Origin of the sequence: uncultured Campylobacter sp. (genome assembly GCF_938017775.1) — a bacterium.
Lineage (GTDB): Bacteria > Campylobacterota > Campylobacteria > Campylobacterales > Campylobacteraceae > Campylobacter_B.
This window is the reverse complement of record NZ_CALIIU010000051.1, coordinates 35,706-48,299: the sequence shown is the minus strand read 5'-3', so window position 1 is coordinate 48,299 and position 12,594 is coordinate 35,706. Positions and strand designations below refer to the sequence as shown.

The window sequence follows — 12,594 nt, the reverse complement described above, 5'->3', positions numbered from 1 at the left end:
CGATGTAAAGCTGAAAGACCGACCACGAGAAGCAGACCAGCGTCACGAGCCAGAAGAGCTTTTTAGAGGTAAATTCTCTACTCTTTACCTCTAAAACCTGCTCGTCGTTTTGTGTAGATTTCTCCATCAACTAGCCTATTTCAGCAGCCCAGCTTCTTTATACACCGCCTCTGCTGCAGGATGAAGTGGCGCACTAAGCCCCTCTAAAAGAGATTCTTTGCTTACCAAATTTAGCGCAGGGTGTAGCTTTTTATACTCGTCAAAATTATCAAGTATAGCTTTAACTACCGCCCTAACCGCCTCGTCGCTTTGGCTAGCGTCGGTTACGAGTACGGCCTTTACGCCGATAGTCTGCGTATCGTGATCTACGCCGTCATACATTTTCGCAGGGATCACGCCTTTAGCGAAATATGGATATTTTTCTAGAATTTTTTTGATATGCTCATCGTCGATGCCGACTAAGTCGATAGGAAGCGAAGTCGCCGCATCAGTGATATTTGCGGTCGGATGTCCTACGACGTAGAAGTATCCGTCGATCTTCTTATCTTTTAGCGCCATAGGGCATTCTTGCGCCGTTAAAACGCCGTGCTGGGCGAGCTTTTTAAGATCAAAGTCGTAGTTTTCAAAAACTATTGTGCTGGTTAGCTCGTTGCCGCTGCCCGGGTTTCCGATATTGATCTTTTTACCCGTAGCGTCGCCGTAGGCTTTGATGCCGCTCTCCTTAGAGACGACGAAAGCCAAAAGCTCCGGATAGATCGAAATTACGGAGCGTAAATTTTTATCCGCCGCGCCTTGGAATTTGCCCGTACCGTTGTATTTATCATAGACGACATCGCTTTGAACGAAGCCGAAATTTAGCTCTTTTTTAAGCACGTTATTGACGTTATACGTCGAGCCGCCCGTCGATTGCACGGAGCATTTCATATTTTTATCCATATTTACCAAGCGGCAAATCGCGCCGCCTACCGGATAATAGGTGCCGGTCATACCGCCGGTGCCGATATTGATGAACTCCTTAGCGCCTGAAACGCTAGCTAGTAAGGCCAAACCGGCCAAAGCAACAGAAAATTTTTTCATCTTTGCTCCTTTTTGAGTTAAAAGTTTGAAAGTATTGCTAAATTTCTATAAAATTCTAATAAAAATAGATCGAATTTCGCGCAAATTTACGATTTTACACATCGTGGTGCAGGTGATTTAATATCAAAGTAGGGTGGCGATCTACTCTCATATGCAGAATTTTACCGCGATAAAATTCTAAGCTTGAAATCCAAATGCCCGTGGATAAAATTTAACGCTATAAATTTCAAGTCTTAATAACTCACGCCGCTAAGATACAACCCGTTCGGCGGAAAGGGGATTCTACTAAGCGCTCGCGAGAAGCTGATCTTGCGCCCGCTCTGCACGGATTTTAGGGCGTTTGCGACCATCAGCCGCACTTGCGCTCGCAAAAATCCGTTGGCTTTAAAATTTATCAAGGTCAAATTTCTAAAAGAGTAGGCGCGCGCGACGTAGAGCTCGCGTATCGGACTTTTTATGTCGCTGCCGCTTTTCATAAACTCGCTAAAATCGTGCTCGCCGACGAAATTTGCAAGCGCAGCATTGAGCGCGGCAAGATCCACGCGCGGATAAAACACGCAAAAATCGCTAAGAAAGGGGCTTGGACGTCCGTGGTTTAAAACGTAGCGATAGCAGCGCGCCACGGCGTCGTAACGCGGATGAAAATCGCGCGGTACCGGGCTGATGTGGCGTACAAAAATATAGGGCGCGCAGTGGCGGTTTATGAGCTCTTTTAGACGCGGTAGCTCCCAGTGCGCGGTGCATTCGACGCAGCTTACCTGGCGCAGCGCGTGCACCCCTTTATCTGTGCGCGAGCTGCTGATTAGCGGCGCAAAGATACCCACGCGCCCCAAAGCCGCGCGCAGCACGTCCTCGACGCCGCGCCCGTGAGGCTGAGACTGCGAGCCGCTAAATTTCGAGCCGTCATAGGAATAGACGAGCTTGAGCTTCACGCGCTCGGAGTTTGCGCTCGCGGCATATGCGCACGCATCTGCGGGGATATTTAGCGGAGTGCTTATTTTGCCGATTTGCGCAAGTTCGCTCGCTGTGAAGTCGCTTGCGGGCGCGCTTTCAATAATATTTTTGGGTCCGGACGCGTTTGCAGGAGTGTTTGCGGAAATGCCCGCTTTGTAGGCGGCGTCTGCTTTGCGGGCATCTGTGGGATGAATTGTGTAAATTTTTTCTATGCCTGCCGCACAAATATCCAAAGCGGCGGTATTGGCGGAATTTTTACGGGCGGAATTTAAATTTGCCGCACGCGCGACCTCTTTGGCGCAAACGGCGTCCAAATTCCGCCTGACGCTTTCTTGCTTCAAACCGCAATCGGGCGCAGTACAAGCAGCCGTATCGCTCTCAGTATTCGCGAGAGCGGAATTTTTAAAATTTGAAAACCCGTCGTTTAAGATCAAAACCTGCTCGCCGTTTTGCGTTTTGCGTTTTAAATTTACGCCACGCAAAATTTCAGACGCGCTAGGCTTGCTAGCCGAAATTTTATCCGCTAAATTTCGAGCAGACGAGCTTTTGTTCAAAATTTCGCCGCTGCAAAGTTCGGAGTCTTTTTCAGTATCTCGGGGCAATTTTGATCCTGTAGTAAAGAAGCGAGCCGATAAGCGTAACGCCGAATGTCACTGGAAGCGCGATGCTCGGGTATTTAGAGAGCAGCATAATCATCGCAAAGTAGCTAAAAAGCACGCCGAATATCCCCGCGTAAACGAAGCCCTTTTCATAGCGATAGGTCACGATACCGAGGCTTAGTGCAAACAGAAAGCTCGCCAGCGGAAAGAGCGAGACGAGGGTGTAGATGCTAAATTCCTTCCTGCGCTTTTCGCTGCCGCTCATATCGCTCCAGTATCCGATCACGCCGCCTCCGCCGCGGATATTGCGGTCGCTTTGCGTGCGCAGGGTTAGGCTTTCAAACTCGCTTACGTGCCACTGCTCGCCGCCCATCGTGTAAATTTTACCGTCGTGCAGCATCGCTGAAAAGCTCGCATTTTCGTTTTTAAACTCGCCGCTACGCGCTACGATCATCCGCTCGTGATCCTGCGAGTTACCTGGATTATACAGCACTAGATCCTTATACAGCGTGCTTGTGCCGTTGTTTTCCTGTGAATCGATAAAAACGAGCCAGTCGGAGAATTTCTGCCCGAATTCGTTGGATTTGATATTTAGCGTCGCGCTGATCTTTTTGTAATCGATGAAATTGTCCTTTAAATTTTCGGCTATCGGCATCATAAAAAGCGAGACGAAAAGCAGCGCCAAGGAGCACAGCGAGGCGCTTATGCCAAAAAACAGCGCGATCTTGCGCGTGGCGTAGCCGATCGTAAATATGACGATGGTTTCGTTCTCTTTAGATAGCCTAAAAAGCGAGATGCTAAGCGCTACAAAAAACGCGATCGGCACCGTAAATATGAGGATGCGCGGCAGCATGAAAAGATAGAGCTTGACTAGCTCTGAAAAATTTATCTCGATAAACGACGTAATGCGCGCGATCTGAAGGAAAAAGACGATCGACATTATGATAAAAAGCGTGCTGAAAAGCGATGCGAAGGAGCCGACGAAATTGCTAAATAAATAGCGCTGCACCCTATCCATAAATGATGTCCAAGAGCCTTAAAATTTGATCTTTGAAGATAAAGGTAAGAAGCAGCCCCATCGATAAAAACGGCACGAAAGGCAGCTCGTAGCCCTTTTTGTTCGCGATGAGATACGCAGGCAGCGTCAAAATCGCGCCGATGTAGATCGAGATACCGCCCAGCTTCCAGCCCAAAATCGCCCCCATAACGCCCGCGATAAAAATATCCGCGCTGCCCATCGCTTCGCGCTTTAGCACGAAAGTAACGATGAGGCGCAGCACGAAAAATATCGCCGCGTATCCCGCCGCTGCACCAACGCCGCTGAGATCAAAATCATACATCAGCGTATAAGCAAGCGAAAGCGCCGTAACTACGTAAAGAAGGCTCTCAGGCACGGCTTTATACTCAAAATCGATCGCCGAAAGCGCCATAAGCAAGATAAAGCAAAGCCCAAGCACCGCGGCTTTTGCAAGATCGGGTTCGCCGAAATACGCCGCAAGCGCAAGCGCGCCGCCTAAAAGCTCGACGATCGGGTAGCGGATCGAAATTTTGGTTTTGCAAAAGGCGCATTTGCCGCCCAAAAAGAGCCACGAAAGCAGCGGGATATTGTGGTAAAATTTTAAAGCGTGAGAGCACTTTGGGCAGTGCGATGCGGGGAAATTTACGCTCTGTCCGCGCGGCAGGCGGTAGATCAGGACGTTGCAAAACGAGCCTACGCAGGTGCCGAATACCGCAAAAATCACGCCGTAAACGATATTTAAATCCATCTTTTTCCTTTGGAGCTTTAACTTTTTAAAATTTAATCAAACGCTCTATGGTAGCGAGAAATTTCTTAGTTTTCATTGATTTTTTGCCTCTTATAAGGGAAAAATTTTACGAAAATCGCCGCCGCGCCCACGCAAAATAAAATGGCTATGAGCCCCGCGATTAGCGGCTCGCCCCATGCCTCATATAATCCGCCGAAAATCAAAAATCCCGCTACTAGTATCACGGCGTCCAAAAGATCGAAGTTTAAAGTATCTACGATCCATAAAAACATAATATATGCGCCTATCCCGCTGCCTGCGGATGCCAAAATCCCCATTTTATCGGGGATGAAGGCAAACGCTAGCATAAAAAACAGCAGCAGGCAAATATAGACCGCCAATATAAATTTCTTAGGTTTTTTATACACGCTGCCGCATCTTGGGCATCTTAGAGTTTTCATCGGCTTTTTCGTAAGTTTTTTGCCGCAACCACATTGTATGTAGTAGCTCATGGCCTTCCTTTCGGTCCTTGCGTTAACGGGCGGCGTGATTTTAAAATTCCTGCCGCGTAAATTTACCGCACCTCGTAACACGGCTCGCGCTAGAGCTTTAAATTTAAGCGGCACGAAATTTTAAAATTCTAAAATTTTGAAATTTCACGGCACCGCGCGCCTGCGTAGTTAAAATTTTAAATTTTACGACGCCGTAAATTAAAATCCCGAAATTTTAAAATTTCAAGATGTCGCGAGCGCTCGTGGATTAAATTTTAAAATTTATCGCGTTGCAGGCGGTAAAATTTTAAAATTTAAAGCAGCCGTCAGAGCGACTGCGACGCAGCTCAAAGACCGCCGAAGCGGCGCTGTTTGCGGCGGAAATCATCCACTATGCGCGCAAGCTCCTCGCGCGTGAAATCCGGCCACAGCGTCGGCGTAAATGCAAGCTCGGCGTAGCTTGCCTGCCAGAGCAAGAAATTCGATAGCCGCTGCTCGCCACCCGTGCGCACCAGCAGATCCACGTCGCCGCTGTGCGCGGTATCCAGATGCGCGCCGATGCCCGCTTCGCTTAGTCGCTCGCCGCTTGCAAGCAGCCTCTCGCACGCCCTGGTGATCTCGTCGCGCGAGCCGTAGTTGATCGCTAGGTTAAAATTTAGCGCTCGCCTGTTTTGAGTTAAATTTGAAAGATATTCGATCTCGCTTCGCAGATCGCCCTCAAAAGCCGATATGTCGCCGATCGGATAGAATTTTATCCCGTTTTGGGTAAATTTTTCGCGGCGAGAGATTAGGAATTTTTGAAGCAACTTCATCAAAAATTCCACTTCGCTTTTCGGGCGCTTCCAATTTTCGGTGCTAAAGGCGTAGAGCGTGAGGTTTGCGATGCCTTCGTCGATGCAAAACTCGCAGATCTGCTCCACGACCTCCGCGCCCGCTTCGTGCCCGCCGGTGCGCAGCAGACCGCGCTTTTTCGCCCAGCGCCCGTTGCCGTCCATCACGAGGGCTAGATGATTTAGGCTATTCACGGATCAGATTTTTTTCAGCTCAGCCGCGATTTTTAGGGCGACTTCGTCCTTCGGCGCGGTGTCGATTACGACCTGATCGTTTTTCGTGATGAAAGTGACCTTAAGGACATCGCCGCCGAGCTTGATGATGTCGTCCAGCACGTTTAGGCAGACGGCGTCGAGATGCTTTTCGTTAAGCATGCGTTTGGCCTCGCCGACGGCGTTTTCGCGGTCGGTTTCGAGTTTAAAGCCCACTTTTTTGATATTTCCGCGCACGGAGCTTAAGATATCCTCGTTTTCGCCCAGGCGTAAATTCCAAATTTCGCCGATCTCCGCTTTTTTCACCTTGTCTTTGTAGCGCACCTTCGGCGAGTAATCGCTTACCGCGGCAGCCATTATCAAATATGCGCCGTCGGGGAATTTTGTGCTGTCAAGCGCCGATTTTAGCCCGATAGTGCTTTCAAATTTAACGAGCTTGTATGGCAAATTTTCATATTCGTTGCTAGAGATCAGCGTCACGTCCGCGCCTAGGTAAAACAGCGCGTCGGCAATCGCTTTGGAGGTTTTACCGCTGGAAAAATTCGTAATGCCGCGCACGCTGTCGATCTTTTCGATCGTCGCGCCTCCGGTGATGATGACGGTTTTATCCTCCCAAAATTTATCGTTGTAAAGCGCGCGCTTTAGCGTCTGCATGATCGCCTCGGTACTCGCTAGCCCGCCCTTGCCGGTATCGCCACAAGCTAGGGTTTTTTCTATCGGATCGACGAAATACGCATTGACGCTCGCTTTTAGCATATCGATGCAGTTTTTCGTGATGTTGTTTTCAAGTAGCGCGGGGTTCGCTGCGGGCGCGATAACCACCTTGGCATGGGCGAAAGCCGCGTTTAGCACCTCTAAAAATATGTTGTCGCAGACGCCCCACGCGAGCTTGTTTATCGTATTTGCCGTTGCGGGCGCGATCAAAACTAAATCCACTTTGGAGTAAGCGATGTGGTTGATGCCGGCCTGCCAGTTCTCGTTGGCTTTGCAAAGCACCGGGTGATCGCACAGCGCTTCGAATGCCTTGTAGCTGACGAACTCCTGCACGCCGTCGCTAAGCGCGACATAGACGTCGAAATTCGACTTTTTCAGAGCGGATAAAATTTCAAACGCTTTGTAAAAACTGATACTCCCGCAAACCGCCAGTAAAACCTTTTTCTTACTCATCTTCGCTCCTAAAAAATTTATGGAAAAACCCATCTTTGTTGATTTGCTTGCTTCGGCTGATCGCCAGCGCGCCGCTCGGAACGTCGCTTGTCACCGTCGTGCCCGCGGCGATTATGACGTCGTCGGCCACCCGCACGGGCGCTACTAGCTGCGTATCCGAGCCGATAAAGACGTTTTTGCCGATTATTGTTTTGTATTTTTTCTTGCCGTCGTAGTTGCACGTAATCGTGCCGCAGCCGATATTGCTGCCCTCATCGATCTCGCAATCCCCAAGATAGCTTAAATGCCCCGCCTTGATCTTGTTTACTTTTGCGTTTTTAAGCTCGACGAAATTTCCGATATGGGTGCCTATAACCTCGCATTTTGGGCGCAGATGCGCCATCGGACCGATATCGGAATTTTTTACGACGCTATCTTCGATGACACAGCCACTTTTGATGAGCGAGCTTTCGATCACGCAAGGACCTATGATGCTTACATTTTCTTGCAGCTCGCACTCGCCGATAAATTTTGCTCTGCCGTCGATGTAGATGCTTTGAGGCAGGCGCATCAAAACGCCTTGCTTCATCAAATTTTCTTTGATCTCGTTTTGCATTAAATTTTCGGCAATGCTGAGGGCAAATTTATCGTTTATACCCATGAAGCTTTGCTCATCCACCCACACGGCGGCGCATTTTAAGCCCATATCTTTGGCGATTTTGATCGCATCCGTGAGGTAGTACTCTTTTTGCGCGTTATCTGGTTTGATCTGCGGTAGTATCTGTTTCAATGCCTCGCTTTTGAAGCAGTAGCAGCCGGCGTTTGCGTCTTTTACCGCTTTTTCCTCTTCGCTTGCGTCCTTTTGCTCGACGATCTTTAAAATTTCGCCACCGCGAGTAATTACGCGACCGTATCCGAATGGATCGTGCGCGCTAAAAACGCTTAAATTTACTTCCGCGTTTCCCTCGCAGAGTTTGCGAAGCTCGGCGCTTTTTACCAAAGGCATATCGCCGCAGATTATTAGCGTTTTGGCTCCGCTGATTTCGACCTCTTTTAGTCCGCCCGCAGTGCCGGGGAAGCGCTCGTGGTCTTGTTTGTAAATTTTAGCGTTTGGGAACTGCGCTAGAACCGCGCTTTTAACCTCGTCGAATTGATAGTGTAAAATCACGCTCACATCGTTTGAAATTTCGTAAGCTTTCTTTAGGATGTGGATTATCATCGGCTCGCCGCAAAGCTCGAAAAGAACCTTGGCTTTTTGCGACTTCATCCGAGTGCCGAGTCCTGCGGCAAGAACTATAACCGAAACGTCGTTCATTTGTACCCTTAAATTTCAAAAATCGGATAATTTTAACACATTTAAAATAAATAAAAACCTAAATTTATGCCGCGCGGGCGAAATTTAAATCCCAAATTAAACTAAAATTTTATAAAATTCCGCCTAAATTTTAAAGCTTAGGCGGACGTTTTGAAAAAACTGATTTTGGTTACTTGTATTTGGGCGTTTAGCTTCTCGCTGATAGGCGAGTTTTTGCGCGGCATAGACAGCGCGTATTTGGCATTTTCGCGCGTATCATTGGCGTTAATTTGTTTTTTGCCGTTTATGAAATTTCGCGGCGTAAATCCCACTTTAGCGCTTAAAATTTGCGCCGTGGGCGCTGTGCAGATCGGCGTGATGTATATCTTCTACTACCGCAGCTTTGCGTATTTGAAGGTCTATGAAGTCGCGCTTTTTACGATATTTACTCCGTTTTACGTGACGCTGCTTTACGACGCGCTTAAGCTTAGATTTCGCGCGTTATACCTTTTCAGCGTCGCTGTCGCGGTGCTCGGGGCTTTGGTGATAAAATTCGGCGCGATAAACTCTGAGTTTTTGACGGGTTTCTTGCTCGTACAAGGCGCAAATTTATGCTTCGGGCTCGGGCAGAGCGCGTATAAATTTATGCTGGAGCGCCACGGCTTTAGCGAGCAGAAGGAGCTTTTCGGCTATTTTTTCGTGGGGGCTACCGCGGTTACGGCGATTGCGGCGATCGTGCTCGGAGATTTTTCTAAATTTAATCCTAGCTTCTCGCAGGGCGCGGTGATCGTGTATCTGGGCACGGTAGCCAGCGCTCTAGGGTATTTTTTGTGGAACAAGGGCGCGTGCGAAGTCGATAGCGGCGTGCTTGCGATTATGAATAACGCGCTCATCCCCGCAGCAATCGTCGTAAATTTAGTGTTTTGGCAAAAGGACGCCGATCTAGCGCGCCTGCTTGCGGGCTCGGCGCTGATCTGCGTTTCGCTAATTTTGCATAAAAAGATTATGAAATTTTACGCCCTGCGCGAGCAAAGAATTTAGTATTTAACTAAAATTTTATATTTTTACATTAGAATTAGCTCTTATTTTATTTGAAGTTGGCAAAATGAAAAAAACCTTGAAATTTATCACCTTTACCCTGCTTGTCGTCATTGCGATATATTTTTTATACGGCAAATTTTTTAAACAAGAAGAGGTGCCGAAGGCCCTTACCACAAGGCTTGAGAAGGGTAGTATCAGAGGCACGGTAACGGCTGCGGGCGAGGTTTATGCCAGGGATTTGGTCGACGTAGGCGCTCAGGTAAGCGGTCAGATCAAAAAGCTCTACGTCAAAGTGGGCGATAAGGTTCAAAAAGGCGATATGATCGCACAGATTGACTCGGTCACGCAAGAAAACGAGATTGCGCAGCAAAAGGCGCAGCTTCTAATCCACGAGGCAAATTTGGCTTCGGCAAAGATCGCCGCGGCAAACGCTAAAACGCAGTATAACCGCGAGCTGCAGCTGTATAAAAGAAACGCCGCTTCCAAAGAGGCTGTGGAAAACGCTAAAAATAGCGCCGCTTTAAAAGAGGCCGAGCAGAAGCAGATCGAGGCGCAGATCGAGCAGACCAAACTTCAGCTAAGCACGGCGGAGACGAATTTCGGCTATACCAAGATCACGGCTCCGATAAGCGGCACGATCGTTTCCATGCCGGTAGAGGAGGGCAAAACGGTAAATTCCAACCAAACTACGCCTACGATCGTAAAGATTGCCGATCTGAGCAAGATGGAGATCAAGATGCAGATCGCAGAGGGCGATATATCTAAAGTAAAGGTTGGAATGGACGTAGAATACTCCATACTATCGGATCTGGATAATATCAAAAAGGCTAAAATTTACAAGATCGATCCGGGTCTTACTACGCTTAGCGACGGGACGTACGATAAAACCTCTAGCGGTTCGTCCTATTCTTCGAGTAGCAGCGACAGCGCGATCTATTTTTACGCAAAGATGCTAGTGGATAACGAAAACGATTTTTTAAAGATCGGAATGACGACCGAAAACAACATAATCGTAAGCGAAGCGAACAATACTAGCTACCTACCTACCTCGGTTATTAAGCGCGACGGGGGAGGCGATTACGTCACGGTGCTTAATGGCAAAGAGCCTGAGCAGCGATACGTGAAAACGGGCGTCAGCGACGATCTGAATACTGAAATTTTAAGCGGTTTGGATGAAAAAGATGAGGTGCTCATCGCCGACGGAAAAGCCGCGCCGTTAAATATGGACGGGCCTCCGATGGTGTTTTAGAGAATTTTATGGTGTGAAGATGCTAGAGCTTAAAGATATAAACAAAAAATTCATTCTCGGCGATAACGAAATCCACGTCCTAAAGGACGTAAGCTTAAATATCGAGGCGGGCGAGTTTATATCTATAATCGGGCAATCGGGAAGCGGAAAATCGACGCTGATGAATATAATCGGCTGCATAGATACGCCAAGCAGCGGAAGCTACAAGATCGAAGGTCGCGAAACCGCGAATTTAAGCGGCGACGAGCTTGCGGCGCTTAGAAGCAAAAAATTCGGCTTCGTTTTTCAAAAATACAATCTCATCGCTACGATGGATGCGACCGCAAACGTCTCGCTGCCTGCGGTGTATGCGGGCGTAGGGGCGAGCGAACGGACGAAACGAGCGGTGGAGCTTTTGGATAAGCTAGAGCTTGGCGATCGCATTAAAAATTTACCGAGCAAGCTTAGCGGCGGGCAGCAGCAGCGAGTAAGTATCGCCCGCGCTCTGATAAACGGCGGCGAAGTGATTTTGGCCGATGAGCCTACTGGCGCGCTTGATAGCAAAAGCGGCGAGACGGTGATGCAAATTTTAACGGCGCTGCACAAAGAGGGTCACACTATCATCATAGTTACGCATGATGCGCATATTGCGGAATTTGCGGATCGTATCATCGAGATAAAAGATGGCAGAATTTTAAGTGATAAAAGAAAGGCTGAGCGGGTTTTTGAGCGCAAAAAAGAGCAGATCAAAACGAAAAATTCCTTTATATTTTGCAAAGACCAGCTCATAGAAAGCTTTAAAATGTCGATTAGCGCGATATTTTCGCATAAACTAAGATCGATTTTGACGATGTTAGGCATCATCATCGGCATCGCGTCTGTTATCTGCGTAGTAGCTCTCGGTAAGGGTTCGGAGGAAAAAATTCTATCCGAGATCCGTAAAATTGGCACCAATACGATCGATATCTATCCCGGTAAAAATTTCGGCGACGTGCGAGCGGGCTTTGTGAGTACCCTTACGATAAGCGATTCTAAAGTTTTGGCGCGCCAGCCCTACGTTGATTATGCCACACCAAATGCTTCTGCAAGCGGTACGGCAACATATGCTAATTTAAGCTCCAAGGCTCAACTGCGCGGCGGCGGCGTGAATTCTTTGGCGGTTAATGGCATAGATATAGAAGATGGTAGAAATTTTAGCGACGATGATATTAAAAATTCTGCCTCCGTCGCGATTATCGATCCAAACACTAAAAAAACATTTTTTAAAAATTCCGATCCTATCGGAAAGACGATTTTATTTTCGGGTAAGCCACTTAAGATCATAGGAGTTTCGGGCAAGGATGAAAACGCCTTCGGAAGCAACGAAAATTTAAGAATTTACGCGCCATACTCAACCGTGATGAATAAAATCACGGGCAATCGAAAAATCAGCTCTATCACCATCAAAATAAAAGACGATGTCAATACTCAAGTAGCCGAAGAGAGCCTAACTCAGCTACTTATCCAAAGACACGGCTCACGGGATTTTCATACGATGAACGCAGATACTATCAAACAAACAATACAAAGCACCACTGGCACGATGACGATTCTGATCTCATCGATCGCAGTGATCTCGCTCGTCGTCGGCGGCATCGGCGTGATGAATATCATGCTCGTAAGCGTTACCGAGCGCACGCGCGAGATCGGTATCAGAATGGCGATCGGCGCGAAGCAATCCAACATCTTGCAGCAGTTTTTGATAGAGGCGATCTTGCTTTGCTCGCTGGGCGGAGCTTTAGGAATTTTAATCGCTTTGGCGCTTGGATTTGCGTTTAATACCATAAGCCCGGATTTTGCGATGAAATTTACTACTGCGCCTTTCGTGATCGCCTTTGTGGCGTCGTCCGCGATCGGTATAGTTTTCGGCTATCTGCCGGCAAGAAACGCCAGCAGATTAAATCCGATAGATGCTTTAGCACAAGAATAACCAAGGA

The 12,594-nt window shown here is 48.0% G+C and carries 11 protein-coding genes; 3 read left to right on the top strand and 8 right to left on the bottom strand.

Going from position 1 to position 12,594, the window contains the following annotated elements; translation table 11 throughout:
• Positions 1-135 precede the first annotated feature (135 nt).
• The 8 genes from Q0537_RS07525 to glmU form a co-directional block, all read right to left on the bottom strand.
• Positions 136-1,077, bottom strand: a complete 942-nt coding sequence (locus Q0537_RS07525; RefSeq protein ID WP_299226662.1) for a TAXI family TRAP transporter solute-binding subunit — start codon at positions 1,075-1,077, stop codon at positions 136-138.
• Positions 1,078-1,310: 233 nt separating this feature from the next.
• Positions 1,311-2,009, bottom strand: a complete 699-nt coding sequence (truA, locus tag Q0537_RS10425) for a tRNA pseudouridine(38-40) synthase TruA (RefSeq protein WP_366811377.1) — start codon at positions 2,007-2,009, stop codon at positions 1,311-1,313.
• 607 nt (positions 2,010-2,616) lie between these two features.
• Positions 2,617-3,648 (bottom strand): LptF/LptG family permease, encoded by a 1,032-nt coding sequence (locus Q0537_RS07515; protein WP_299226656.1) that lies wholly within the window; start codon positions 3,646-3,648, stop codon positions 2,617-2,619.
• Positions 3,641-4,396, bottom strand: a complete 756-nt coding sequence (locus tag Q0537_RS07510; RefSeq protein ID WP_299226653.1) for an A24 family peptidase — start codon at positions 4,394-4,396, stop codon at positions 3,641-3,643. Before Q0537_RS07510 ends, Q0537_RS07515 begins: the two co-directional genes overlap by 8 nt.
• 65 nt (positions 4,397-4,461) lie before the next feature.
• Complete coding sequence (locus Q0537_RS07505; RefSeq protein WP_299226650.1) at positions 4,462-4,887, bottom strand: hypothetical protein; 426 nt, start codon at positions 4,885-4,887, stop codon at positions 4,462-4,464.
• A gap of 326 nt (positions 4,888-5,213) precedes the next feature.
• Positions 5,214-5,891 carry a polyprenyl diphosphate synthase gene (gene uppS, locus Q0537_RS07500; RefSeq protein ID WP_299226647.1) on the bottom strand — a complete coding sequence of 226 codons (678 nt, stop codon included), beginning with the start codon at positions 5,889-5,891 and terminating at the stop codon, positions 5,214-5,216.
• Positions 5,892-5,894: 3 nt separating this feature from the next.
• Entirely contained in the window at positions 5,895-7,076 is a 1,182-nt protein-coding gene (coaBC, locus tag Q0537_RS07495) for a bifunctional phosphopantothenoylcysteine decarboxylase/phosphopantothenate--cysteine ligase CoaBC (RefSeq protein WP_299226645.1), read from the bottom strand.
• Complete coding sequence (gene glmU, locus Q0537_RS07490; RefSeq protein ID WP_299226642.1) at positions 7,069-8,370, bottom strand: bifunctional UDP-N-acetylglucosamine diphosphorylase/glucosamine-1-phosphate N-acetyltransferase GlmU; 1,302 nt, start codon at positions 8,368-8,370, stop codon at positions 7,069-7,071. The genes coaBC and glmU overlap by 8 nt, the downstream gene beginning before the upstream one ends.
• Before the next feature lie 150 nt (positions 8,371-8,520).
• On the opposite strand from glmU, the gene Q0537_RS07485 reads away from it, so the two are divergent.
• The 3 genes from Q0537_RS07485 (at position 8,521) to Q0537_RS07475 (ending at position 12,587) form a co-directional block, all read left to right on the top strand.
• A complete protein-coding gene (locus Q0537_RS07485) occupies positions 8,521-9,390 on the top strand; it encodes an EamA family transporter (RefSeq protein WP_299226639.1) in 870 nt (289 codons plus the stop codon).
• Between the two features lie 64 nt (positions 9,391-9,454).
• Positions 9,455-10,639, top strand: a complete 1,185-nt coding sequence (locus Q0537_RS07480) for an efflux RND transporter periplasmic adaptor subunit (protein WP_299226636.1) — start codon at positions 9,455-9,457, stop codon at positions 10,637-10,639.
• Between the two features lie 19 nt (positions 10,640-10,658).
• Positions 10,659-12,587, top strand: coding sequence for a MacB family efflux pump subunit (locus tag Q0537_RS07475; protein ID WP_299226633.1), 1,929 nt, complete (start codon positions 10,659-10,661; stop codon positions 12,585-12,587).
• Positions 12,588-12,594 lie beyond the last annotated feature (7 nt).

What these genes read in the sequence shown, in the direction of transcription:
- Q0537_RS07525 (WP_299226662.1), bottom strand. Translation starts at nt 1,077, where the DNA reads ATGAAAAAATTTTCTGTTGCTTTGGCCGGTTTGGCCTTACTAGCTAGC.
- Q0537_RS07515 (WP_299226656.1), bottom strand. Translation starts at nt 3,648, where the DNA reads ATGGATAGGGTGCAGCGCTATTTATTTAGCAATTTCGTCGGCTCCTTC.
- Q0537_RS07510 (WP_299226653.1), bottom strand. Translation starts at nt 4,396, where the DNA reads ATGGATTTAAATATCGTTTACGGCGTGATTTTTGCGGTATTCGGCACC.
- Q0537_RS07505 (WP_299226650.1), bottom strand. Translation starts at nt 4,887, where the DNA reads ATGAGCTACTACATACAATGTGGTTGCGGCAAAAAACTTACGAAAAAG.
- coaBC (WP_299226645.1), bottom strand. Translation starts at nt 7,076, where the DNA reads ATGAGTAAGAAAAAGGTTTTACTGGCGGTTTGCGGGAGTATCAGTTTT.
- glmU (WP_299226642.1), bottom strand. Translation starts at nt 8,370, where the DNA reads ATGAACGACGTTTCGGTTATAGTTCTTGCCGCAGGACTCGGCACTCGG.
- Q0537_RS07480 (WP_299226636.1), top strand. Translation starts at nt 9,455, where the DNA reads ATGAAAAAAACCTTGAAATTTATCACCTTTACCCTGCTTGTCGTCATT.
- Q0537_RS07475 (WP_299226633.1), top strand. Translation starts at nt 10,659, where the DNA reads ATGCTAGAGCTTAAAGATATAAACAAAAAATTCATTCTCGGCGATAAC.